The sequence below is a fragment of the Devosia sp. A369 genome, from assembly GCF_054489345.1.
In genome coordinates this window covers 449391-473352 of sequence record NZ_JBTMWV010000001.1, presented here as the reverse complement: position 1 = coordinate 473352, position 23962 = coordinate 449391, and the positions used below count along the sequence as shown (strand labels likewise).

18 protein-coding genes are annotated in these 23962 nt (G+C 63.3%); 6 read left to right on the top strand and 12 right to left on the bottom strand.

Translation table 11 applies throughout. The features are described 5' to 3' along the window. Positions 1-66 precede the first annotated feature (66 nt). Together flgK and ACX3OZ_RS02405 are read left to right on the top strand one after the other, a co-directional pair. Entirely contained in the window at positions 67-1899 is a 1833-nt protein-coding gene (flgK, locus tag ACX3OZ_RS02410; RefSeq protein ID WP_459095026.1) for a flagellar hook-associated protein FlgK, read from the top strand. Positions 1900-1913: 14 nt separating this feature from the next. Next, the gene (locus ACX3OZ_RS02405; protein ID WP_459103747.1) at positions 1914-3920 is read left to right on the top strand and encodes a hypothetical protein; all 2007 of its coding nucleotides are present in this window, start codon (positions 1914-1916) and stop codon (positions 3918-3920) included. Positions 3921-4049: 129 nt separating this feature from the next. Here the strand turns inward: ACX3OZ_RS02405 and flaF are convergent, their stop codons facing one another. The 7 genes from flaF to ACX3OZ_RS02370 form a co-directional block, all read right to left on the bottom strand. Beyond that, positions 4050-4421 carry a flagellar biosynthesis regulator FlaF gene (gene flaF / locus ACX3OZ_RS02400; RefSeq protein ID WP_459095028.1) on the bottom strand — a complete coding sequence of 124 codons (372 nt, stop codon included), beginning with the start codon at positions 4419-4421 and terminating at the stop codon, positions 4050-4052. Then, the gene (flbT, locus tag ACX3OZ_RS02395; protein ID WP_459095029.1) at positions 4372-4797 is read right to left on the bottom strand and encodes a flagellar biosynthesis repressor FlbT; all 426 of its coding nucleotides are present in this window, start codon (positions 4795-4797) and stop codon (positions 4372-4374) included. Before flbT ends, flaF begins: the two co-directional genes overlap by 50 nt. Positions 4798-4913: 116 nt before the next feature. Then, positions 4914-6653 carry a flagellin N-terminal helical domain-containing protein gene (locus tag ACX3OZ_RS02390; protein WP_459095030.1) on the bottom strand — a complete coding sequence of 580 codons (1740 nt, stop codon included), beginning with the start codon at positions 6651-6653 and terminating at the stop codon, positions 4914-4916. A 289-nt stretch (positions 6654-6942) separates the two neighbouring features. Further along, the gene (locus ACX3OZ_RS02385) at positions 6943-7290 is read right to left on the bottom strand and encodes a hypothetical protein (RefSeq protein WP_459095031.1); all 348 of its coding nucleotides are present in this window, start codon (positions 7288-7290) and stop codon (positions 6943-6945) included. Between the two features lie 105 nt (positions 7291-7395). Further along, the gene (locus ACX3OZ_RS02380) at positions 7396-7863 is read right to left on the bottom strand and encodes a flagellar protein FlgN (RefSeq protein ID WP_459095032.1); all 468 of its coding nucleotides are present in this window, start codon (positions 7861-7863) and stop codon (positions 7396-7398) included. Next, on the bottom strand, positions 7860-8177 hold the full coding sequence (locus tag ACX3OZ_RS02375; protein ID WP_459095033.1) for a rod-binding protein: 318 nt from the start codon (positions 8175-8177) through the stop codon (positions 7860-7862). The genes ACX3OZ_RS02380 and ACX3OZ_RS02375 overlap by 4 nt, the downstream gene beginning before the upstream one ends. Continuing rightward, positions 8177-9256, bottom strand: a complete 1080-nt coding sequence (locus tag ACX3OZ_RS02370; RefSeq protein ID WP_459095466.1) for a flagellar basal body P-ring protein FlgI — start codon at positions 9254-9256, stop codon at positions 8177-8179. Before ACX3OZ_RS02370 ends, ACX3OZ_RS02375 begins: the two co-directional genes overlap by 1 nt. 292 nt (positions 9257-9548) lie before the next feature. On the opposite strand from ACX3OZ_RS02370, the gene ACX3OZ_RS02365 reads away from it, so the two are divergent. From ACX3OZ_RS02365 to pbpC, 4 genes are all read left to right on the top strand, one after another. Beyond that, positions 9549-9968 (top strand): flagellar assembly protein FliX, encoded by a 420-nt coding sequence (locus ACX3OZ_RS02365; RefSeq protein WP_459095034.1) that lies wholly within the window; start codon positions 9549-9551, stop codon positions 9966-9968. Positions 9969-10120: 152 nt separating this feature from the next. Continuing rightward, positions 10121-10540, top strand: a complete 420-nt coding sequence (dksA, locus tag ACX3OZ_RS02360; protein WP_459095035.1) for an RNA polymerase-binding protein DksA — start codon at positions 10121-10123, stop codon at positions 10538-10540. A 187-nt stretch (positions 10541-10727) separates the two neighbouring features. Further along, the gene (locus ACX3OZ_RS02355) at positions 10728-16223 is read left to right on the top strand and encodes an alpha-2-macroglobulin family protein (protein WP_459103746.1); all 5496 of its coding nucleotides are present in this window, start codon (positions 10728-10730) and stop codon (positions 16221-16223) included. Continuing rightward, positions 16220-18361 (top strand): penicillin-binding protein 1C, encoded by a 2142-nt coding sequence (gene pbpC / locus ACX3OZ_RS02350; protein ID WP_459095037.1) that lies wholly within the window; start codon positions 16220-16222, stop codon positions 18359-18361. The genes ACX3OZ_RS02355 and pbpC overlap by 4 nt, the downstream gene beginning before the upstream one ends. 3 nt (positions 18362-18364) lie before the next feature. Here pbpC and ACX3OZ_RS02345 read toward each other — a convergent pair whose 3' ends face one another. The 5 genes from ACX3OZ_RS02345 to ACX3OZ_RS02325 form a co-directional block, all read right to left on the bottom strand. Next, positions 18365-18784, bottom strand: coding sequence for a curlin (locus ACX3OZ_RS02345; RefSeq protein ID WP_459095038.1), 420 nt, complete (start codon positions 18782-18784; stop codon positions 18365-18367). 179 nt (positions 18785-18963) lie between these two features. Beyond that, positions 18964-19350: a curli-like amyloid fiber formation chaperone CsgH gene (gene csgH / locus ACX3OZ_RS02340; protein WP_459103745.1), complete on the bottom strand. Its 387-nt coding sequence runs from the start codon at positions 19348-19350 to the stop codon at positions 18964-18966. A gap of 67 nt (positions 19351-19417) precedes the next feature. After that, the gene (locus ACX3OZ_RS02335) at positions 19418-19852 is read right to left on the bottom strand and encodes a curlin (protein WP_459095040.1); all 435 of its coding nucleotides are present in this window, start codon (positions 19850-19852) and stop codon (positions 19418-19420) included. Between the two features lie 96 nt (positions 19853-19948). Continuing rightward, on the bottom strand, positions 19949-21535 hold the full coding sequence (locus ACX3OZ_RS02330) for an ABC-F family ATP-binding cassette domain-containing protein (protein ID WP_459103744.1): 1587 nt from the start codon (positions 21533-21535) through the stop codon (positions 19949-19951). Positions 21536-21800: 265 nt separating this feature from the next. Further along, complete coding sequence (locus ACX3OZ_RS02325) at positions 21801-23291, bottom strand: carboxypeptidase M32 (RefSeq protein WP_459103743.1); 1491 nt, start codon at positions 23289-23291, stop codon at positions 21801-21803. Positions 23292-23962 lie beyond the last annotated feature (671 nt).

Sequence of the window (23962 nt, the reverse complement as noted above, 5' to 3'; positions counted from 1 at the left end):
GGCTAGACACTAGGGTTCGGGGCAGGACGCCCCGGACTTGGCTTTCTCCGTAAGGAGTCCCACACAATGGGCCTGACGACGTCTCTCACCAATGCTGTATCGGGTTTGCGGGTCAATCAGGATGGCCTCGACATCCTGAGCCGCAACATCGCCAATTCCGGCACGCCGGGATACCACAAGCAGTCGCTGAACGTCGTCGATTACAACGCCCAGAACAGCGCCTATGCGCGGACGGTCGGGGCCAATCGGGCGTTCAACAGCAGCCTGCAGACCTATTATACCCGCCAGGTATCCGACACTGCCAATTCGGGCGTGCAGGCCGGCTATCTCGATCGCTTGCAGGGTTTCCTTGGCAAACCCGGCAGCGCCGGCTCGCTCGATACCATCTTCGGCAATTTGAAGAATGCCCTGCAGGGCATCGCCACCAGCCCGGACGACTATACCGCCCGTTCGCAGGCAGTGTCGGCAGCTGAAAACATGGTCGAAACCCTCAACCGGCTGTCCGGCACCATTCAGGGGTTGCGGCAGGAGACCGAGGCGCAGATCGCCTCGAACGTCAACAATCTCAACGGCATGCTCAATTCGCTGTCCGAGGTCAATCAGCGCCTGCTCGATCTGGGCATGACCGACAGCGCCCGCGCGGCGCTGCAGGATCAGCGCGACCGGCTGGTGTCCTCGGTCGCTGAAATCATCGACGTGCAGGCCGATTATCGCCCCAACGGCACCGTGGCGCTGATGACGCGCTCGGGCGTCGGCCTGCTCGACAATGGCGTTTCCCACTTCAGCTTCGAGAGCGCCGGCAATCTGTCGCCGAACTCGAAATTCAACTACGATCCTGAATTGACCAGGGTGGGGAAACTGACGCTGACGACGCCGTCAGGGCTGACCATCGATCTGGTGACCCAGGGCGTGTTGCAGGGCGGGGAACTGGGCGGGCTGGTTACGCTGCGCGACAAGACGCTGGTCGAGGCGCAGGACCAGCTCGACGAGATCGCCGCCAATCTGGCGCAGGCCTTTTCCACCATCCAGACCCCCGGCACGGCGGTGGAGGTCGGCGCGACGAAGGGCATGGACATTGATCTGTCCAACATGCAGCCCGGCAATGACGTGCTGCTGAACTATACGCAAAATGGCGTCGACAAGCGCGTGCGCATCGTCAACACCAAGGAGGCGTCCGACTATATCGACGCCACCGGCCAGCGGGTTATCGGTGTCGACATGTCGGCCGGCAACACCGCTGTCGTCGACCGGCTCAAGACCCTGCTCCCGGGGCTGGCAGTCACCGAAAACGCCGGCAATCTGCGCATCATGGACGATGGCGGGGTTAAGAGCAGCATCCAAACTGCCGTCGCGCGGACAACCTCAAAAGGCCTGCAGGGCGCTGGGCTGGGCTTCAACCTCTTTGTCGACCAGGGCAATTCGGCCTTCACCAACAATCTCGATGGCAATCCGCCGCAGCGGCAGGGTTTTGCCGCACGCATCTCGGTCAATACCGCCATCCTGACCGATAACCGGCTGATCGTGCAGCACGAGGTCGGCGGCACGCTGGGCGATGCCGACCGCGCCAACTATGTCATCGACCAGCTGGAAAAGATGAAGTTCGTCTCGGGCGGCACGCCGAGCGAAAATGCCAACCGGTTCCAGCTCAGCGGCAATCTGAGCGAGTTCATCTCCCAGGTGGTCGGCTTTCAGGGCTCGACGATCAATGCCGCGCTGACCAAGCGAGACGACCGCCAGCTCACGCTCGACACCATCATCGACCAGATGGAAAGCGAATACGGCGTCAATGTCGACGAGGAAATGGCGCGGCTGATGGAATTGCAGAATGCCTATGCCGCCAATGCGCGGGTGGTGTCAGTGGTCAAGGAACTGCTCGATACCCTGTTCTCGGCGGTTTGAAGGAGTAGCGTAAGATGATCGTCAACAAGTCGATGTTCCCGCTGCAGACCGGGTTCGGTGTCATTTCCAAGATGCAGGACCGCTTTGCCACGCTGCAGATGCAGCTCGGCACCGGCGACAAGGCATCCAAGCTATCCGAAATGGGCCGCGATCTGCCGATGTCGCTGTCGGTGCGCGCGCGCCTGGCCAAGATCGAGGGCTTTTCCGCCAATATCGACACCGTCAATCTGCGCCTCAGCTTCCTCGACCAGACCATGGTGCGCTTCGACAAGATGGAAGGCGAAGCGCGCAATTCGGCCACTCAGGGCCAATACGGCACCAACAACATCAACATGGCGACGCTGCCGGGCCTGTCCCATGCGCGGCTGGACGAACTGGTGACGCTGCTCAATTCCGAGGTCGCGGGACGCTATCTGTTCGGCGGTTCCAATACTGATAAAGCGCCGCTCCCCACCACCGATGTGTTGCTCAATGGCCAGGGCGGCAAGGCCGGCTACAACACCGTTCTGGGCGAGCGCATTGCCGCCGATGCCGGTGCCCAGGGCATGGGGCGCCTCATAAGCGCGGTCGGAGCGGCCCCCGCCAACACCGTCACCCTGACCGAAGATGGTATTCATCCGTTCGGCCTCAAGCTGTCGAACGTTACCAGCAATGCTGGTGCAGCCGTCGATCTGGGCCAGGTGGCAGCGTCGGCAACCGCTGCTCCACAACTCGGCAACACCCGGACCCTGTCCTTCAACGCCGACCCCGACAAGCAGATGCGACCGGGTGAGACGATCAGCCTGGGCTTCACGCTGCCCGATGGTTCGACGACCCAGATTGTCATGACCGCTATTGCGGCGGCGGATGGGCCGGCCGCGCCCGGCCAGTTTATCGTCACCGACGATCCCGAGGCCAATGCCGCCAGCTTCGGCGCAGCGCTCGACATCAGGCTCAAGTCAGTCGTGGATGGCGAGTTGGAAGCTGCCTCAACCTTTGCCGCGGCGAAGAATTTCTTCAATGGCCCCGGCGAGCCGGTGATGCGGGTTGACGGCGATCCGGCAAGCGCGACTGGTCTGAAGGTCGCTTCCGCCACTGACACCGTGATGTGGTATGGCGGGCAGTCACCAGCCGTATCGGCAGACAATATGGGCCGGCTGGACATTACCAGCACGGCCGTACCGGTGCCGCTCTCGGTACCTGAGGTGTTCACCCATGAGGTGACGTTGGCACAACAGGCGCCGACCTCGACGGCGCATGGTTTCCAGATTGACGGGATTCCTGCCAACACCGCCAGCATGACCGCAACCTCGCCGGGTGGTCCGGGCAATGCGGTCAAGGTCGCATTCTCGGCAACCGTGGCCACGGTGCCAGGCGAAATGATTGAGTTCACGCTCAAGGAGCCAGCGCCCAGCACTGTCGAGCGCAAGGTGGCGCTGACTGCGGTCAATGGCAAGCCCGGGCCGGGGCAGTTCACCATTGGCGCCAATCCAGCCGAGACCGCGGACAATTTCGCCAAGGCGCTCGACGGAGCGCTCACGACCGCGGCGATGGCCGCCGAGGGCAGCCCACGCCAGAGCGTCACAGCGCAAGTCGATGAGTCGACGCGGGTGAATTATGGCATGGAGGCCAATGAATCGGGCTTTCTGGCGCTGGTGCGCACCATGGCCGCCTTGTCGGCCACCAGCTATCCCAGCCCCGCCGACCCCAGCAAGATCGATCCGGCGCAGGACCAGCGCAATCGCGACCGCTTTGATGCGATGGCGACGCGCCAGCAAAGCGAGCTCTCGGAGGGACACAATTCCGAGCGCGGCTCCATCGAAATCCTGACCATGGAGCTGGGCGTTGCGCGCGGTACGTTGGAAAACGCCTCCAAGCGGCATGTCGACTACAAGGCGCAGCTCGACAATTTGCTGAGTGACATCGAGACGGTGAGCAAGGAAGACGTTGCCATGGAAATCATGGCGCTGCAGACCCGGTTGCAGGCCAGCTACCAGGCGACCGCGATGGTCAGCAAACTGAGCCTGGTGAACTTCCTCTAAGGCGCCCACTCGCCCTTCGCAGATGTCCCAATCCCCGCGTCAGCGGGGATTTTTCTGTGCCGTTAGGCTCCCCAAAAGCAAAGGCCCCGCATCGCTGCGAGGCCTGAAAATTCTCGATATCGGCACTAATCAGTTGCCGCGCAGGCCGGCTGCGAGCTGGCGGTTGATGTTGATCATGCCATCCAGGAACTGTGGCTGCGGATTGGGCTCGACCAACATGTCGCGGGTCTGGTTGAGAACGAACAGGCCGAGATTGACGATGTTCTGGCGGGTCTGCTGGGGCAGGGCGCTGTTTTCGCCATTGGCCGCGCTCATGAAAATGGTCCAGAGCTTGCGGTTGAAGGTCAGGGCGCGGTTCATCTGCCCGAAATCGGCAGGCCAGTCATCGCGGATCGCCTGCAGTCCGGCTGCGGCTTTGATCAGCAGCGCGGCTTCACGTTCGCGCGGGGTTTCAACCGTTTTGGTCGTCTGCTGGTAGGCGAGCGCCCCGTGATGCTGCATTTTGGAAGAGGTCCTGTTCGAACTGAATGAGCTGCTTGGCTGACTTCAGAGCTTTGTACAGGGCGCCAGTTAAGATGTCGTTATTGATCCTGTCGACAATTGCCATACTTGAGGGGGCCGCGGCGACGATGTCGTTGATCAGCGAAAAGTATTCCTGCCGCAAAATTTCGGTATTGTTCTCGATATACATCAATTGCACCGCCAGATAGACCCGCTTGGCCGGGGTGTCGGCGGTGGTGGGGGTGAGAATGTCCTTCTCGCGCAGGATCGGCGCCTGTCCCTCGATGAACAGCCGCGTGCGCTGGTCGGAATTTGTGATGATGCAATTGCCCACCAGCAGCTTCTCGCCCGGCCGCAATTCAACCTTGAGCGCCATTTTGCCTGCCTCCGAGCGGAATCAACTGATGCTTGTTGTAGCCCAGTGCTGCCGGGCGGGCAAAAAGAAGAAGGCGGGCCTGGGCCCGCCTTCCTGATTGGCTGATGCCGCCGCGATTAACGGAGCAGCTGCAGCACGCCCTGGTCGGCCTGGTTGGCCATCGACAGGGTCGAGGAGGCCAGCGACTGACGGGTCTGGAGAGCCATCATGTTGGCAGCTTCCTGGTTCATGTCGGCCAGGGTCAGGTTGCCAGCACCGGTTTCCAGCGTGTTGATCATGTTTTTGGTGAAGTCCTGACGGTTCTGCACGATCGACAGGTTCGAGCCGAAGGCGGAAGCCTGCGAACGAACTGCGTTCAAAGCACCCTTGATCTGGTCGAGGAACTTGTCGATTCCAGCATCGCTATCCAAATCAGCGGATTCTAGCGACGTCTCGATCTTCAGATTTGATGCGTTGACCGACTTGGCGCCCTTAGTCTGAATATCGACGGAAGACGTGCCGTTTTCGTTGAACGTGATCTTAAGATTGTCGCCACGCAGCAGGTTGATACCGTTGAAAGACGCGTCATCCGACATTTTATCGAGCTGATCGCGAAGTTCATTGTACTGGGTGGCAAGGTCCGTACGCACGTCATTACCGTTGATCTTCTTGGAGGCGCTGGAAATCCCGTCAAGCGTGCCGTTCGTATTAACGCCCTTGATATCCATTTCCTTGGTCGAGAGATTCTCGATACGGAGTTTGCCGTTGTCGTTGGTGGCGCGAACCTTGCCATCGAACACGGCGTTGTTGGAAATCTCAGAAACGAGATCGTTGACAGTTTTTGTCACGCGAGTGCTCTCTGCGCCCGTGGGGTCAGTTGAGCTGGCAGTGAAGCCAAGTGCGGAAGTGCCAATCCGCAATGCGGAGTTGGTGTCGATCTGAGTTAGGCGGAGGCCTGCTTGGTTACCTGCGGTCCCGCTGTCGACGTCGGCAATCACTTCGGCTTTGACACCGGCACCGGCGGCGTTGATGGCCTCCATAGCCTGCTGAGCCGTCGCGCCAGCTGCGATCTCGATCTTAGTGTCGTTGATGGTAAGGCTGGTGGCGGCGGCCGGCGCAGTATACTCGGTGCCGGTCTGAGTGGCCGCCACCTTGGATGTGGTTGCATTGGTCAGACCGAGGGCAGCCGTTGCTCCTTCGACGAGAATGTTGCTTCCGGTGCTGGTCGAAGTCAGCTTGATACCGTTCTGGTCGCCGGCGGTGGCGCCATCGACGTCGGTGACCAGTTCTGCCTTAACGCCGGCGCCGGCATCGTTGATGGCCTTCACTGCCTCTTCGCTGGTCGTGCCGTTGGCAAGCTTGATGTTCTTACCGTTGATGGTGATCTCGGCATCGGCCGCGAGGGCGTTGGCCGTGCCGAAGGCCGTGCCGGTGCGTGTGGCGCGATACTCAACCTTGGTGAGGTCAATGTTCTGGGCCGCGGTATCGAACTGACCACCAGAGATAGACATCTTCTCGCTGCCGGTCAGCGTATTGCCGAGCGCTACCGAGAAGGACTCGGTCTGGAAGGACTTATCCTGACGAGCCTGACGCAGAGTGGACTGCATCGACTCCAAGGTTTTAGTGATCGAGGTCAAGCCATTGTTGGCAGCTTCGATGGTCTTGATGCCGTTGGCCATCGAGTCCATCAGATTGTTCAGATCGCCGGCGCGGCTGTTGAGCGAGCTGGCGGTGAAGAAGTTGGTCGGATTGTCCAGCGCCGAGTTGACCTTGTTGCCGGTCGACAGGCGGTCCTGGGTCTTGGCCATCAGGGTCGCGGTATTCTGCAGCGACGAAAGGTTGGAGCGGACGGCTTTGGAGAGATTGATATCGGCCATGATGGCTTCCTTTTCTAGGATTCGATTTTAAAACGCCTCATCCTGAGACGGTTGGATGCTTGACTGTTACGTCATAAATTTTCGTTAAACGGGCGACGCAGATGCTGTTCAAATCAACAATATCGCTGCTGGGTTAACGAGACATAAAGCCCGGTTTGACCGGGTCTGCCGGCAGAAAGAGGGGCTGATTGCGGTCCGGCATTTTGCCGCCGCGCCAACGCCTTGCGCGACCTGACGGGATCAGGTCGCGGGCCACTCCTGCGGTAGTGGTAGGGTGGGGTCTCGCGGGCTAGGCCAGCAAATCCTTGAGCCGCGCTTGCGACTCCTCGGGGATCGTACTGATGCCGATGCGCTGGATCAGCTCTTCCATGGTCTGCGGCGTGGGCGGCAGGGCGCCGGCGATCACCGCGGCGGCAAACATCGAGGCGGTGTCGGGGCGCGTTGGTTCCGGCTGGGGCGCGGGTTTGCGGTCATCGGGTTGCGCGAATTGGCTGTCATTGCCGGCGCCGGCATTTTTTGCGGCCATCGGCGTGCTGTTATGCAGCAGAGGGCGGGCGCCCGGCGTCGTGCGGTGGCGGTAGTCGGCCATATGGGCGCCGCCAGCAATGGCCGGGTCAGTGGTGATCGGCAGAATCATGGCACCGTCCCTGCAAATGGATAAAGACTATCTATCCGCTCTACGCTGCAGTTGTTGTGCCCTGATTACTGGGTTGGCGACGAATTGACTTAAATTAATACCAAATTAAAGCGCCCGGTTGACTGCGATGCCGCGCGCCGCATTGGCGGGGTCTGCTGCGATGGTGCCGGCGCGGCCATAGGTCTTGGCCCGGTTTTGCTGGCCGACGACCTTGGCGACATCGGTCAGCAGGTCTTCGGTGACCATGCGGGCCGTGGCGAGCACGCGCAGATTTTCCGCCATCTGGGTGGCCAGTCGCTCATGGCCGAGCCGCAAGCGCTCAATGGCGTCCGGCGCCTGAGTCTTGAGGCGGTCGCCCTGGCGCTGCACCGAGCGGGCAAAGCCCACATAGTCCTGGGCCAAGCGGGTTTTATCCGGGGTCAGGATGCCGGCCTGGCGCATATGGCCGGCGCGCAGCAGGGTGGTTTCCTGGTTCATCACATCGACCAGGGCGGCCAGGGCAATTTCGGCCATCTGGCAGAGTTCGTTGGCCGGGAGGCTATCGAGGGCGGCGAGGCGGGCAGCTGCGGTCATTTATAGGCTCCGGGCAATTTGTTCTGGTTATTGGCGGCTTCCTGCAAGGCCAACAGGTCGGGAAGCAGTTGTTCGGCGATGCCCAACCCGCCATTCTGGGCCATGGCTCCGGCCAGATGCTCGGACTGCATCGAGCGCCAGGTTTCTTCGCCGAAGCCGCCGCCCATGACGCTCTCGTCGGTCTTGAGGCTGGCAAACATTTCCTTGGTCAGCGTGTTGAGGAACACGCCTTCGAATTCTTCGGCCTGCTGGCGCACGCGGGCGATCTGGCCTGGCGTCAGGCTGGAGCCGGGCAGCGGCTTGATGATGTCCATCACAGCACCTCGATTTCGGCTTGCAGGGCGCCGGTGGCCTTGATGGCCTGGAGGATGGCGATCAAGTCGCGCGGCGAGATGCCCAGCGCGTTGAGGCCGTCGACCAGTTCCTGTAGCGACACCGACTCATTGACCATCGCCAAGGCGGTCTCGGAGAGGTTGGCATTGAGATCGGTACTGGGCTCGACCGCCGTGACGCCCAGGCTCAGCGGGTTGGGCTGCACCACAGTTGGGTTCTCGGCGATGGTGACGGTGAGGTTGGACTGCGCCACGGCCACGCTTGAGACCCGCACATCCTTGCCCATGACGATGATGCCGGAGTTCTCGTCGATGACGATCTTGGCAGTCTGGTCGGTTTCCACCATCAGCTGTTCGATGTCGGTCAACAGGTCGACGATATTGCCGTTAAAGCCGGGGGGCAGGGTGACGCGCACCGTGGCCGGGTCTTCGGGGGTGGCCGTGGGGGCGCCAATGAAGTCATTGACCGCCAGCGCGATGCGACGGGCAGTGGTCAGGTCGGGATTGCGCAGGGCCAGCCGCAGTGAGGTTTGGCTGCCGAGGTGAAAGTCGATTTCCCGCTCGATCATCGCGCCGGAGGAAATCCGGCCGGTGGTCGGCACGCCCGAGATAATGGTGGCCGCATCGCCCTGCGCCTTGAAGCCATTGATGGCGACCGGCCCCTGGGCAATGGCATAGACCTCACCATCGGCGCCAACCAGCGGCGTCACCAGCAGGGTGCCGCCCTGCAGGCTGTCGGAGTCGCCAAGCGCGGCGACCGACACATCCATGCGCGAGCCCTGGGTGGCGAAGGGGGGCAGATTGGCCGTGACCATCACTGCGGCGACGTTGGCGGTGCGGACGTTTTCGCCGGCGGTGTTGACGCCAAGGCGCTCCAGCATCGACTGCAGCGACTGCTTGGTGAAGGGGGAGTTGTTGAGGCTGTCGCCGGTGCCGTTAAGGCCGACCACCAGGCCGTAGCCGACCAGCTGGTTTTCGCGGACGCCTTCGAAGTCGACAATGTCCTTGATGCGGGCGGCCGCAGCATGGGCCTGGATGGTCGGCAGCAGCACCATGGTCATGGTGAGTGCTCCGGCAAGCAGCGTGCGCAGCAGTGATTTGGTCATCCGGCATCCCCGTCGTCTGGCCGTGCCATCCCCATGGCGCAGCATTCGACGACAGCATTGCGAAAACCGTGCCAGTTTTGATTTTCGGGTGCAGGCTATTGAGATGTATGGGTTTTTGGTCGGGGGAGTGCTGCGAAATGGTCCCGGATGTGGTAGGGTGAGCAATTCTTGCCGGGTGCGTTAATGTCTTATTAACTGCTGGCGGCAGATTTTGCCGGTGACACCCGCTAACTGAACGAGTCCAAGCTTGCGCATCGATACCACTAACCGAACCTCAGGCGTTGGCCGCGGCAGTGCCGCCGGCCGCTCTGGCTCGGGCGTGGATTTCGTGCCGGCCGGCGGTGGGGCGCCGGCGCGCGTGGCCGGCAATATGCCGATGCAGGCGATGGCCGGGATCGACTCCATTCTGGCGCTGCAGGCGGTGGAGGAGCCGCTGACCGCCAAAAAGAAGGTGGTGCGTCGGGGAGCGTCGCTGCTCGACCTGCTCGATGAGATCAAGAGTGACCTGTTGATTGGCCGGGTTAGCACTGACCAGTTGGACCAGATGGTTTCAGTGCTTTCCGAGATGAGGGATCGCTCGCTGCCGGGCCTTGATTCGCTGCTCGATGACATCGAGCTGCGGGTTAGAGTTGAACTCGCCAAATTCGGACGATTTCCGGCGATTTGAGCCTCCGTCATCAAAAAGTTGTCAATATCGCGCTAGGCGTCTGACGCGCCGGAGCTTTCCTGTGTTAAGGACCGCCGCTTTGCGTGCTTGCCGGAGGAGGCTGGCGCGCATATATAGGCCGCCTTAGAGGTGCATTGGAGTTGAGTCTACTAATGTCTTCGGTTGCAGAAATGATTGAATACCGGCCCGACGAGAACGAGCCGTTCATGAACCCGCGCCAGCGCGAGTATTTCCGGGCAAAGCTCAACGCGTGGAAAGAGGATATCCTCCGCGAGAGCCGTGAAACTCTCGAGAACCTCCAGGAAGAAAGCCAGAACCACCCGGACATGGCCGACCGGGCCAGCTCGGAGAGCGATCGCTCGCTTGAACTGCGGACGCGCGATCGTCAGCGCAAGCTGATCTCCAAGATCGACGCCGCGCTCAAGCGTATCGACGACAATACCTATGGCTATTGCGAGGAAACCGGCGAGCCCATCGGCATTGCCCGGCTCGACGCCCGCCCCATCGCCACGCTCAGCCTGGAAGCCCAGGAAATGCATGAGCGTCGCGAAAAGGTATATCGGGACGAATAAGCCCACAAATTTAGGCAAAGGCCCGCAGCGATGCGGGCCTTTTTCTTTAGGTATCCAAATGCGTGGTCACCGCATGGGTGGGGCGAAGCTAAAGCGCTGGCTGCAGTGAAAATTCGAAGTGTATTGCAGCCTTGTTTCCGCCGCAGCTTCTCGTCCATATTATCACCTTGAGCTTGGGAGGGTAGGAATGGGTCGTTTCGCCACGAATCTGCGTTGGCTGGGTCTGGCTGTCTTGCTGGGGCTCGGAACCCCCGCCGCGCTGGCCGCCGACCAGAAGATAACCCTGCTCGAACACACCGACCTGCCGGGCTTCGATTACGCCATTATCCGCGATACCGATCTCGATGCCTGCACCTCCGCTTGTGCCGAGGACGAGATCTGCCGGGCCTTCACCTTCAATACCCAATCCAAATGGTGCTTCCTCAAGGGCAGCGTCGGCGAAGAGACCGAGTTTGCCGGGGCCACCTCTGGACGCGTCAGTCGCGCACCCTCGCCGGCCGTCACCGAGGCCGTGCGCCAGGCTGAACTGCCATTTCCGGCGCAGGCCGTTATCGAGAATGCGCAGCGTTTCGCTGCCAACCTCCCCATCACCGATGCGCCACCGCCCAAAGGGGTCTATGTCAATCTTGTTGCCGCTGGCGATGAGGCCGCCGCTGCTGGCGATCAGGTCAGCGCCATGGTGGCCTATCGCCAGGCGCTGGCGGTCAATGCCAATGATCGCGCGGTGTGGCAGTCCTTGGCGCAGGCTGCGCTGAGCCGGGCCGAGGCCGTTGCCGGCCAGACCCAGGGCGAGACGAGCGGCGACCTGGCACAGGTCGCCACCTCTGCCGCCATGAACGCCTTCCTGCGCTCCAGCGACAAGCAGGATCGCGCCGATGCGCTGGCCGCGCTGGCCAACGGCTTGGAATATCGTGAGTACTGGCGGCAGGCCATCGCCAGCTATCGGCTGAGCCTTAGTCTGGCGCCAAATGCGGCCGTTGCCACCCATCTTGAGGATGTGGTGGCCCAGCACGGCTTCCGCGTGACCAATCATGTGGTTGATGCCGATGCCGCCGCGCCCCGCGTCTGCGCCGAATTCTCCGATCCACTGCCCTATGGCCACACCGATTTGTCGGCTTTTGTCGTGGTGGCCGATACGCCGCAGGCGGCGGTGGAGCCCGAGCAGCAGCAGATTTGTGTCGAGGGCCTGCAGCATGGCGGGCGCTATTCCATTCGGCTGCGCGCCGGCCTGCCGTCTGCCGATGGCGAAACGCTGGGCCGCGACGTGGTGCTCGACGTCTATATTCCCGACCGCTCGCCCTTTGTCGGCTTTGCCAATAATGCCTATGTGATGCCCGCCGGCCTCGGCGGCGGTCTGCCGATCACCTCGGTCAATGCCGATACTGCGGAAGTCATGATCTATCGCGTCGGCGACCGTTCGATTGCCACCGCCGTGCGCGACGGCATTTTCCAGGGCAGCCTGACCGAATATGACGCCGAGGACATTGCCGACCGCGTCGGCGAGCAGGTGTGGACCGGCGAGGTCGATCTGGCGCGGGGCGAACCCAATGCCCTGACCACCACCGCTATTCCGGTGGCCGAGACGCTGGGCGATATGCCGGCCGGCGCCTATGTCATCACGGCCAAGATCAAGGACAAGGTCTCCGAATATTGGGATAGCATGGCCACGCAGTGGTTCATCGTCACCGATCTGGGCCTGACCACTATTGCCGGCAATGATGGCGTGCATGCCTTTGTGCGCGGTCTCACCGATGCTCAGCCCATTGCTGGCGCCAGCGTTCGGCTGGTAGCGGTCAATAATGAAATCCTCGGCGAAACCACAACCGATGCTGATGGCCGTGCCGTCTTCGCGCCCGGTCTGGCCCGGGGCAAGGGGGGCAGGGCACCGCAATTGCTGGTGGCCGAAACTGCCACTGGCGATTACGCCTTCCTCGATCTAAGCCGTACGGCCTTCGATCTGACTGATCGCGGCGTCGAGGGCCGACCGTCGCCCGGTCCACTGGACCTGTTCGCCACCACTGAACGCGGCGTCTATCGCCCCGGCGAAACCGTGTATCTCACGGCGCTGCTGCGCGACGAACGCGCCGAGGCCGTCACTGGCCTCAAGCTGACCCTTGAGGTGGAGCGCCCCGATGGCGTGGTCGCCAGCCGGCAGGTGCTGAGCGATGAAGGCGCCGGCGGCTATTTCGTCGCCCTGCCGATGGTTGAAGAGGCGATGCGCGGCTCGTGGACCGCTCGGCTCTATGCCGATCCCAAGGCGGCAGCGCTGTCGAGCACCAGCTTCCTCGTAGAAGATTTTGAGCCCGAGCGGCTGGCCTTCGATATCACCGCCGCTGATGCGCCGTTGGAAATCGGCGCCGTCACCGAAGTCGATGTCGCCGCAAAATATCTCTACGGCGCCACTGCGCCAGGCCTCGATATCGAGGCCGACGCGATCATCCGCCCGGTGACGACGCTGACCGGCTTCCCCGGCTACACTTTCGGCCGGACTGACGACACCATCGAAACCAGCCGCGAACCGCTCGGCGTGGTCGGTACCACCGACGAATCCGGCAATGCCGTGGCCGAACTGACCCTGCCCGAACCGCAGGCCACCACCCGCCCGCTCCAGGCGCAATTGCTGCTGCGGCTGGTCGACACCAATGGCCGCACCATCGAGCGCAGTCTCAGCCGGCCGGTGCTGGCTGAAGGCGACCGCCTTGGCATCAAGCCGGTCTTCGCTGATCCTTCGGGGTTGGAGGAGGGCAGTGAGGCCCAGTTCCAGATCGTCGCCGTCTCGCCCGAGGGTGACGCAGTGGCCAAGTCCGGCCTCAACTGGACCATCTCCCGCATCGAAACCCGCTATCAGTGGTATCGCAATGGCAGTTCTTGGCAGTGGGAAGCCATCACCACCAGCCGCGACGTCGACAGCGGCACCGTGGACACCCCCGACGGCGGCCCGGTCACCATCGGCGCCAATGTCGATTGGGGCCGCTACCGCGTCGAGGTGGCCAGCACCGGTGAGGACGCCACCTCGTCCAACTATGAATTCTATGCCGGCTATTATTACGCCGATGCCGGCAGCGACACGCCCGATACCTTGCAGGTGGCGCTCGATAAGCCGGCCTATCGGGTCGGCGAAACCGCACAGCTCAAGCTCGATCCGCAATTCGCCGGCACCGCGCTGGTGATGGTGATGGATAATCGCGTCATCGCCATGCAGGCGGTGGAAGTCCCCGCTGGTGGCACCACCGTGCCGCTGGAGGTCACCGACGAATGGGGCCTCGGCGCCTATGTCACGGCGATCCTCTATCGCCCCGCCGACGCCACCGAAAAGCGCATGCCCTCGCGGGCTTTGGGCCTGGCCTTTGCCGATGTCGACCCCGGCGACCGTCAGCTCGACGTCAAGCTGACGACGCCCGACGTCACCCTGCCGCGCCAGAGTTTCACCACAAAGGTAGAACTGGGCAATCTGGCCGCCGGCCAGACGGCGTATGTCGCCGTCGCGGCGGTGGATCTGGGCATTCTCAACCTCACCAATTTCAAGGTGCCGGACCCTGACGGCTGGTATTTCGGCCAGCGTCAGCTCGGCATGGAGATCCGCGACCTCTATGGCTCGCTGATCGATCCGACCCAGGGCTTGGCCGGGGCCATGCGCTCCGGCGGTGACGGTGGCGGGGCGCGCCTCGGCACGCCTCCGCCCACCTCGGTCCTGGTGGCGCTGCATTCCGGCATCGTTCAGGTCGACGCTGACGGCAAGGCCAGCATCACCTTCGACATGCCTGACTTCTCCGGCACGGTGCGGGTCATGGCCATGGCCTGGACCGACACCGCCGTTGGCCATGCCTCGGCTGATGTGATCGTCCGCGATCCGGTCGTCGTCACCCTCAGCCCGCCGCGCTTCCTCCGCGTGGGCGATGAATCGCGCCTGCTGGTCGAGGTCAATAATCTCGACGGCGCCGCGGGGACTTACGGCGTTGCGCTCGCCACCGGGGACGGCATTGCCACCCCCGATGAGAGCAATGATGTCGAACTCGCCAAGGGCGACCGCACATCCTTCAATCTGGCGCTGAACGGCATGCAGATCGGCGATTGGCCGCTCGTCGTCACCATTACCGCGCCCGATGGCAGCACCCAGACCAAGGAACTCCTCCTCGGCGTGCGGCCGACCAGCGCGCCGATGACCACCAGCCGCCTGCTGCCGATTCCGGCCGGCGACAGTGTCACCGTGAGCAGCGATGTCTTTGACAGCCTGATGGCCAATACCGGCTCGATCACGCTGGCGATTGGTCCGCTGGCGCGGCTCGACGTGCCCGGCCTGCTGCTGTCGCTCGACCGTTATCCCTATGGCTGTTCCGAACAGATTTCGAGCCGTGCGCTGCCGCTGCTCTATCTCAACGATGTGGCCAAGCTGATCGGTACCGAAACCGATGACAGTCTGCGCCAGACCGTCACCGATGCCATTGCCACGCTGCTGTCCAAGCAGAGTTCCGGCGGCGGGTTTGGCCTGTGGGCGCCATTCGATGGCGGCGATCTATGGCTCGACGGCTTCGTCACCGACTTCCTGCTACGCGCCAAGGCAGGGGGCTACACGGTGCCGGAACAGGCCATGACCATGGCGCTGGATAACCTGTCCAACCAGCTGTCCTACGCTGCCGATTTCGACAATGGCGGCGAAGACGTGGCCTATGCGCTCTACGATCTGGCGCGCGCCGGCCGGGCCGCCATGGGCGATCTGCGCTACTATCACGAGGCCCGCCTCAAGGCCTTCGGTTCGCCGCTCGCCCAGGCGCAACTGGGTGCCGCTCTGGCGCTTTATGGCGATACCACCCGCGCCAACTCCGCCTTTGCGGCGGCGATGGACGGGCTGGCCGCAGCCGACAACCCGCGCAAATATCGCCGCGACTATGGCAGCCATTTGCGCGACACCGCTGGCGTGCTGGCACTGGCGGCCGAGTTCAAGCCGCAAAGCGTCGATGTGGGCGCGTTGGCCAATCAACTGGCCAAGCTGCGCGACCGGGCCACTTACACCTCCACCCAGGAGGATAGCTGGACCCTTATGGCCGCAGCGGCACTCGGCGCGGCGGCCAGCGATGGCTCGATCATGCTCGATGGCGAGGCGCTCACCGGCCAGGTCTATCGCCGCTACGAGCAAGCTGGCTTCACTCCGGTGGAGATTGCCAACACGGGCGCCAATGCCACCGAGGCCAAGCTGTCGGTGACCGGCTATCCCGCCACCCCACCCGATGAATCCAGCAATGGCTTCACCCTGATCCGCGAATATTTCCTGCCCGATGGCACGCCGATTGATCCCGAGGCAGCTCCCATCGCGCAGAATGAGCGGTTGGTGGTGGTGCTGACGGTGCGGCCACAGAATCTTGGCTCGGGCCAGTATCTGCTGGCCGATCCGCTGCCGGCGGGCTTCGAGATCGAAAATCCCGACCTGTCGGCTGCCGGTGGCGTCTCCGACTTCAGCTGGCTCGATCTCGACGGCGCCAACCATGTGGAATCGCGCACCGACCAATATGTTGCCGCCTTCCGCTACTTTGATGACTCCGGCAGTTTTACCACCGCCTATCTGGTGCGGGCGGTGTCGCCCGGTCAATTCGTGCTGCCCGGCGCCACGGTGGAAGACATGTATCGCCCCGAATTCCGGGCGAACACTGCCGCCGGCAGCATCGAGGTCACGCCGACCGGGCCATGAGTGACACGGCGGTAAATTCGCTCGAACCAACGCCGCGTCAGCCCCGCAAAGGGCTGGCGCGGTGGCTGACACTGACCGGCTTCGCGCTGTTTGTCGCTGCAGCGGCAAGTGCGATCCAGCTTAATTCCGTCATTTCGGACATCGCCTCTACCCTGCCGCCAACGCCTGAGCTGGCCACTATGCCGGTGTCGGTCGCCGTCACGGACCGCAACGGCTTGTTGCTGCGCCCCTTCACCACGCGCGATGGCCGCTGGCGGCTGCCGGTGGATCGCACGGCCGTCGATCCGCGCTTTCTCGATATGCTGATCGCTTATGAGGATCGAGGCTTTGCCGAGCATGGCGGTATCGCCTGGTCGTCCATGCTGCGCGCCGCCAGCCAGTTCGTTGGCGCCGGGGGCAGGGTGGTGTCGGGCGGCTCGACGCTGACCATGCAGGTGGCCCGACTGATCGAAGGCCAGCCGACGCGCGACGCCTGGGGCAAACTGCGCCAGATGGTGCATGCCGACCGGCTGGAGCGTGCGCTCGACAAGGACCAAATCCTCGATCTCTATCTCACGCTGGCCCCCTATGGCGGCAATATCGAGGGCATTCGCGCCGCGAGTCTGGCCTATTTCGGCAAGGAGCCGACCCGGCTCACCACCGCCGAAGCCGCCTTGCTGGTGGCCCTGCCGCAATCGCCCGAGGCCCGCCGCCCCGACCGCGATCCGCTGGCCGCCCAGCGCAGCCGAGACATGGTGCTCGACCGGCTGGTGGCTCTGGGCACTTTGGCCGAGGAAGAAGCCATTGCCGCCAAGCGCGAGCCGGTGCCCAGTGCCCGCCGCGACTTCCCCATGCTGGCCGCCCATATGGCGGAGCAGGCCACTCGCGCTCAGCCGACAGCGCGCAGCGTGGCCCTCACCATCGACAAGCGCCTGCAGGATGCGCTCGAACGGCTGGCCGCCGGCCGGGCGCGGCTGATCGATCCCAAAGTGTCGGTGGCCATCGTCGCCGCCGATATTGCTAGCGGCGAAATCCTCGCCTCGGTGGGTTCCGCCGGGTTGTTCAGTGCCGAGAGCGCTGGCTATGTCGACATGACCAACGCCATCCGCTCGCCCGGCTCGACGCTCAAACCATTGATCTATGGCCTCGCCTTCGAACTGGGCTTGGCCCATCCGCAAAGCCTGATCGAAGATCGCCCCACCGCCTTTGGCGCCTACGTGCCGGTTAATTTCGACGGCTTTAGTCGCGGCACCGTTTCCATTCACGATGCGCTGACGGAATCGTTGAATATTCCCGCCGTGGTGGTGCTCGACGCGGTCGGCCCGGCCCGATTGGTGTCGCGCCTGCGCCGGGCCCATGCCGATCCGCGTCTGCCGGTCGATACTGCCCCCAGCCTTGCTGTTGGTTTGGGCGGCGTTGGCATCACCTTGCGCGATCTGGTGGCCGTCTATGGCGCCATCGGCAATGGCGGGGTGCCGATCCAGCTGCATGATGGCATTCGGCCCGCGCCGCTGCCTGAACTGGCTGCGCCGGTGCTCGATCCGCTTTCGGCCTGGTATGTCGCCGACATTCTGGCCGACGTGCCGCCGCCGCTCAATGGCTCGCCGGGGCGCATCGCCTACAAGACCGGCACCTCCTATGGCTATCGCGATGCCTGGTCGATCGGCTTTGACGGCAAGACGGTGATCGGTGTCTGGGTCGGCCGCCCCGATGGTGCGCCAGTGCCGGGCCTGTCGGGCATTTTTGGCGCCGCGCCGATCCTGTTCGAGGCCTTCGACCGGCTGGGCAATCGCAAAGCCCCGTTGCCGCGCGCCCCGGCCGGCGCCATCTTTGCCTCCAACACCGAGCTGCCGGCCCCGCTGCGCCGCTTTCGCCACCCCAATGAATCGGTGGTTGCCCGTCATGCCGCGCCGCAGATTGCCTTTCCCGGCGATGGCGTCGATGTCGATCTGGGGCTGGCTTCGGGCGATATCTCGCCGCTGATGATCAAGGTGCGCAACGGCGTGCCGCCCTTCACCTTCTTCGCCAATGGTGCGCCCTTCGGTCGCCCCGATTTCGCCCGGCAAAGCCTGTGGGAGCCCGATGGGCCCGGCTATGTGACGCTATCGGTGGTCGACGCCGAAGGGCGGGGTGACACGGTGACGGTGTTTTTGAACTAACGCTTAAAATCCGAACACGGTGGTCAGGCTCGACTGGCCATTGCCGTTCTGGTTGCACTGGGCATTGGTGTTCTGGCCGAACTGGAACAGGCCACAATTATTGTTGTTGCCGTTCTGCTGGATGGTGCCCTGGTGGCCATTGCCCTCCTGCACGATCAGCCCGTGATTGCCGGAACCGGACTGGTTGAAGCCCGCGGCATTGAAGCTGCCATTCTGGCTGACATTGGCGCCGCTGGCCGAGAGGCCCTTGAACAGCGAGAACATCTGCAGCCCCATGCCCAGCGCCTGCTGCTGGTCGGGATCGCTGGGGGTGAAACTGATCGACACCTGCCCGGCGGCCATGGCGGGGGCGGTGAGGCTGGCAGCGCCGATGACGATGGCGGCAAAAACGGCGGCGGCGGTTTTGGTGAATTTGGTGGTCATGTCTCTCTCCCTGAGGTGCTTGGCTTTGCTGGGTGTTCCAGCCGATGACTTGACTTTAGAGGGGGCTGACTGAACCGATCTGGAGTGGGTTATTCAGATTTCGTTCACCGATTTCTTTGCGCCAAACTAAAGAGGCCCCAGTCGCCTGGAGCCCCTTCAGCTAGTGTGATGGTGTAGATTCACGTCAGACTCGCAACATCCTGATCGCACATGATTTTTTGGCCGCCGGCGGTGATTTCCAGACTGACATCATAGTTGGCGCCGGCATTGAGCATCACGTTGCCCAGCGCCGTCACTTCATTGGCGGCGGCGGTGAAATGGCCGCCCTGGCTGATATTGGACGAGCCGCCATTGCTGGAACTGCGAATGGCGAAGCGGTAGTCGCCGCTCACGGCCACCGGGCTCAGAATGCTGCCTTCGAGGGTCAGCATGCCGTGTTCGGTGGTGCTGGTGACGCCGCATTTTGTGGCGGCGGCGGTGGAGTTGGCGAGGCCGGCGCCGGCGGCGATGGTGGCGAGCGCCAGGCCGAGCAGGATGGCGCTGCTGCGCCGGGTTGGGATGGTCATGGTTTCCTCCTCAAACGCGCCGGAGGGCAAAGCCCTGCCGGCCATTGGCAATGCATGTCAGCACTGATCAGGGGCAGGCCTGGACGAAGGCGGTGACGTTGCCGGCGCCGTGCTGAACCACATTGGCGTTGCAGCCATTGCCCACCTGCACGCCGGCAGCGATGTTGCCATTGCCGTCCTGGGTGATCACGGCGGTGTGGTTGTTGCCGAACTGGCCGACGCCGCCGGCATTGTTCCAGCCGTTCTGCCAGACATCGCCATAGTTGTTATTGCCCTGCTGGCCGATGGCGCTGACATTGTTGCCGCCGGTCTGGTTGGAAATGCCGGTGTTCCAATTGCCGGTCTGCTTGACGCCAAACTTGTTGTTCCAGCCACTCTGGGCGCCGCCGACGGCGTTGCCGAAGCCGAACTGGTCGATGAAAATGTCGTTGGCCATGGTGGGGGCAGCAGCGCCAGCAAGGGCGACGACAGCGACGGTGGCGATGATGAGCTTGCGGATCATTTGGTCTCTCCTGTTTGGCTGCGCTCCCTCCGAGCGCTTCTTGCCGATGACACGAGGATTAGCCGATTGATTTGGAACGGCTTCTGAGCGGCGAATTCAGTTTGCGTTCATCGGCAAGGCAATGCTCCGGGTCATGCCGATGGCTTCGAGAAAATCGGCGTCGTGGCTCACCACCAGCAGCGCCCCGTCATAGCCCCGCAGCCCGGCTTCGACCTGCTCGATGGCCTGGATATCGAGGTGGTTGGTGGGCTCGTCGAGGATCAGCAATTGCGGCGGATGATTGCCGCCAATGGTGCAGGCCAGCCCGGCGCGCAGCATTTCGCCGCCGCTCAGCGTGCCGGCCAGTTGCAAGGCCGCATCGGCGCGGAACATGAAGCGGGCCAGCGCCGAGCGACAGGTGTTTTCGTCGGCATCGGGATTGAGCGCGCGGAAATTGTCGCGGATGCTCAGCGTTGGGTCGAGCAGGCTCACACTCTGGTCGAGCATGGCATGGGGCACCAGAATGCGGGCCACGCCGGCGGTGGCCGGCAGGGCGCCGGTCAGCAGCCGCAGCAAAGTGGTTTTGCCCGAGCCATTGGGACCGGTAATCGCCACCCGTTCAGGACCGATCAGCGTCAGCGACAGGTCGCGGATGATCGTGCCGGGCCCGCCGCTCAGCCCATCGGCCTGCAGCACAGTGCGGCCGGCGGGCAGGCCGGTCGGCGTCAGCGTCACCGACAAAGGGGTCAGGATTTCCACCTTGGAGCGGGCGTCCCTCGCCGCGTTGGCGGCATCGCCGCGCAGGCGGTTGGCGAGGCGAGCGCCTTCACCGCTGGTGTTCTCGGCATTTTCCTTCATGCCGCCCAGCATGATCTTCGGGATATCGCCCTTGGCCGCCTTGCGCTTGCCGGCGCCGTCCTTGCGCGCCTGCTTTTCGGCGACTGCCTGGATTTTGCGCTCGATCTCGGCGACCTTACGTTCAGCGGTGCTGAGGTCGTGTTCGGCCGAGGCCAGTTCGAGCGCCTTGCGCTCGGCATAATGGTCCCAATTGCCGCCATAGGTTTTTGCGCCCAGCGTGGTCAGCTCGACAATGGCATCCATTTCGCGCAGCAAAGCGCGGTCATGGCTGACGACAATGGCGGCGCCGCGCCAACGATGCAGCAGATCGACCACCGCCTGCCGTCCATCCGCATCGAGATTGTTGGTCGGCTCATCGAGCAGGATGATGGCTGGAGCGCTCAGGATCAGCCGGGCCAAAGCCAGCCTGGTGCGTTGGCCGCCACTTAGCGTGGTCAGCAGGCGGTCGGGCGCATAGGCGGGCAGGCCGACTTCGGCCAAAGCAGCCTCGATGCGGCCCGGCAGGGTCCAATCGGCCTCGCCGGCATCATCGACGCTACCCAGCCCTTGTTCGAGCCGGTCGAGCCGGGCCAGCGCAGCGCTGACGCCCAGGTGGTCGGCGACACTATCGTCGGGCAGTACCTGCACAGATTGTTCCAACATCCCGATGCTGCCCTGGATCGTAACCGATCCGGCAGTGGGTTGGATAAGTCCGGCGATGAGGCGGAGCAGGGTGGATTTGCCCGTGCCGTTGCGGCCGATCAGCCCGGTGCGTTGATGGCCGAAGGCGAGGTCGAGACCGGAAAAGAGCGGCTGGTTAGCGGGCGTCGAATAGGTGAGCTGGTGCAGGGAAACGGAGGCGGACATGGGCGGATTCCAGATGAGCGATGCAAGCGAGGCAGTCGTTCATCGTGAATTCCATGTTGTACCGTCCGGTCAGTGCTGCGTGTGAGGGGAAAATAGGGCAGGGGGCGGGGATGTCAAGGTTGGGCCTCTCACCTCTCCCTTTGGGGGGAGAGGTCGGCGCGCAGCGCCGGGTGAGGGGGCCTTTTCTAAATACCGTATTCTGCGAAGGCCCCCTCACCCGACCCAAGAGGGTCGACCTCTCCCCCAAGGGAGAGGTGAAGGGCGACTACGCCAGATAGCGCCGCTGCAAATGGGTTTTGAAGAACTCGGCATTCAGCGGTTCGCCGGTGGCGCGGGTGATCAGGTCGGGGGTCGACCAGCGCGAGCCCTGGCTCCAGATGTTGTCGCTGCGCCATTGGTTGACGCCGCTGAAGTCGCCGCCGGCGATGTCGTTGCGCAGATTGGGCTGCGCCTTTTCCAGCGCCGCCCATTGCTGGGCCGCAATCATGGCGCCCAGCGTGTAGCTGGGGAAATAGCCGAAGGCGCCGCCGGGCCAATGCACGTCCTGCATCGGGCCGTCCTTGGGATCGTTGATGGTGGAAATGCCGAGATATTCGGTCATCTTGGCGTCCCAGGCCTCGGGAATCTGGCTGGCCTCCAGCTTGCCATTGACCAGATCCTGTTCCAGCTCGTAGCGCAGGATGACATGCAGCGGGTAGGTGACCTCGTCGGCATCGACGCGGATATAGCCGCGCTGGACGAAATTCACTTCGCTCAGAATATCGGTGATGTCCCAGCCGTGGATGGCGTCATCGCCGAGATGGGTGTGCACCAGCGGCAGGGCGAATTCCCAGAATTCGGGGCTGCGGGCCAGCTGCATTTCCACGAACAGGCTCTGGCTTTCATGGATGCCCATGCCGCGCGCCTTGCCGAGCGGCCAATGCGACCACTCCTTGGGCAGGCCCTGCTCGTAAAGCGCGTGGCCGGTTTCGTGCAACACGCCCATCAGTGACGACAGGAATTCATCGGTGCGATAGCGCGTGGTCATGCGCACGTCGCTGGGCACGCCGCCGCAGAAGGGGTGATGCGAAACGGCGAGCGAGCCATGGGTGAAATCAAACCCGACGGCGCGCATGGCGGCCAGCCCGAGTTCGCGCTGTTTCTCGATCGGGTAGGGACCGTTGAGCGTCTTGCGCGGACGGCGGGCCAGCCGAGCCTCCTGCGCGGTGAGGGCGGCGGGCACGAAGCCTTTGAGGAAGCTCTTGAGATCGGCGAACACGCCATCCAACTCGGCGGTGCGGTTGCCGGGATCATACTGGTCCATCAACGCGTCGTAAGGGGCCAGACCCAGCGCGTCGGCACGCAATTGGGCTTCCTCACGCACGAGGCTGACAACGCCTTCCAGCGCCGGCAGGAAACTGTCCCAATCGCCCTTGGCGCGCAGTTCGCGCCAGAGCTGTTCGGAGCGCATGGTGGCGGCGGTGCGGCGCTCGACAAATTCGGTCGGCAGGCAGGTGGCGTTGATATATTGCCGCTTGAACTCGGCCAGAGCGAGGGTCTGGTCCTCGCTTTCGGGTTTGGCGGCGTCGATCCAGTCGGCGATTTCCGGGGCGGTGGCCTGGGCGTGATACATGCCGGCCAGATTGGCCATGGCCTCGGCGCGTTTCTCGCCGCCGCCGACCGCCATATGGGTGGCTTCGTCGGCCCCCAGAATGGACAGCGCATGCTCCAGCGCTTCGAGCTTGCGGCCGAGATCATCGAGTTTCTGGAAGGACATGGCAGACTCCTGAAGATAGAAACTGTGATGTTCCACAGCGCGGCGCAGGGGGCAAGCGTGCCGAAGCGCCGCCCGGCTGGTGCGGGGCGGTTATGATAGACGAGCGGAGCCCCGAGGCGGCTGTCGCCTCTGGTAAAGTAAAATAGTGAGGCAATAGTCGCCTCGGGGCGTCGGGTTTTTCTCGGAAGGCAGACCGCAAGCCCCAGCATGGACCCGTAGCCCCATGCCAGAAAGCCCCATCCGCGCAGCCCAGGGCGGAGCGCGACCTCCACCCTCCCGACCGTCTTGCCGGACACCGGTCGCTGCAGCGCCGCTCGTATCCCGGAAGATGAGGGGGAGTATGCGGGAGGAATTGGGGGCGGGGATAAGATGGATAAGTTGGGGTGTTCCGGGCTCGCCACAAACGCAATGTCATCCCGGCCTTGAGCCGGGACCCATCCTGAGATGGGTGGGCCGACCACCTTGCGGCGGTGACGCGATCTCGGGATGGGCCCCGGCTCAAGGCCGGGGTGACATCGTGGGTGAGGCTGCATCTACCAAACACTGCATTCGCAGGGGGATCCGCCCCAAGCGCAATCAAGAGTGCGGCTGCATCGGCGGTCGCACCGAGAGCCGTACCCGAAAAGGGGACGAGGCGCAGCCGGGGGGACTGCGCCTCTGGGGATAGGGCC

Bases quoted from the DNA above. Each gene is read 5' to 3' on its own strand.
- csgH (WP_459103745.1), bottom strand. From the start codon at position 19,350: ATGACCATCCCAACCCGGCGCAGCAGCGCCATCCTGCTCGGCCTGGCG.
- flbT (WP_459095029.1), bottom strand. From the start codon at position 4,797: ATGGCGCTCAAGGTTGAATTGCGGCCGGGCGAGAAGCTGCTGGTGGGC.
- ACX3OZ_RS02335 (WP_459095040.1), bottom strand. From the start codon at position 19,852: ATGATCCGCAAGCTCATCATCGCCACCGTCGCTGTCGTCGCCCTTGCT.
- dksA (WP_459095035.1), top strand. From the start codon at position 10,121: ATGTCTTCGGTTGCAGAAATGATTGAATACCGGCCCGACGAGAACGAG.
- ACX3OZ_RS02325 (WP_459103743.1), bottom strand. From the start codon at position 23,291: ATGTCCTTCCAGAAACTCGATGATCTCGGCCGCAAGCTCGAAGCGCTG.
- ACX3OZ_RS02370 (WP_459095466.1), bottom strand. From the start codon at position 9,256: ATGACCATGGTGCTGCTGCCGACCATCCAGGCCCATGCTGCGGCCGCC.
- ACX3OZ_RS02380 (WP_459095032.1), bottom strand. From the start codon at position 7,863: ATGACCGCAGCTGCCCGCCTCGCCGCCCTCGATAGCCTCCCGGCCAAC.
- flgK (WP_459095026.1), top strand. From the start codon at position 67: ATGGGCCTGACGACGTCTCTCACCAATGCTGTATCGGGTTTGCGGGTC.
- ACX3OZ_RS02390 (WP_459095030.1), bottom strand. From the start codon at position 6,653: ATGGCCGATATCAATCTCTCCAAAGCCGTCCGCTCCAACCTTTCGTCG.
- ACX3OZ_RS02355 (WP_459103746.1), top strand. From the start codon at position 10,728: ATGGGTCGTTTCGCCACGAATCTGCGTTGGCTGGGTCTGGCTGTCTTG.
- flaF (WP_459095028.1), bottom strand. From the start codon at position 4,421: ATGCAGCATCACGGGGCGCTCGCCTACCAGCAGACGACCAAAACGGTT.
- ACX3OZ_RS02375 (WP_459095033.1), bottom strand. From the start codon at position 8,177: ATGGACATCATCAAGCCGCTGCCCGGCTCCAGCCTGACGCCAGGCCAG.
- pbpC (WP_459095037.1), top strand. From the start codon at position 16,220: ATGAGTGACACGGCGGTAAATTCGCTCGAACCAACGCCGCGTCAGCCC.
- ACX3OZ_RS02330 (WP_459103744.1), bottom strand. From the start codon at position 21,535: ATGTCCGCCTCCGTTTCCCTGCACCAGCTCACCTATTCGACGCCCGCT.
- ACX3OZ_RS02345 (WP_459095038.1), bottom strand. From the start codon at position 18,784: ATGACCACCAAATTCACCAAAACCGCCGCCGCCGTTTTTGCCGCCATC.
- ACX3OZ_RS02385 (WP_459095031.1), bottom strand. From the start codon at position 7,290: ATGATTCTGCCGATCACCACTGACCCGGCCATTGCTGGCGGCGCCCAT.
- ACX3OZ_RS02405 (WP_459103747.1), top strand. From the start codon at position 1,914: ATGATCGTCAACAAGTCGATGTTCCCGCTGCAGACCGGGTTCGGTGTC.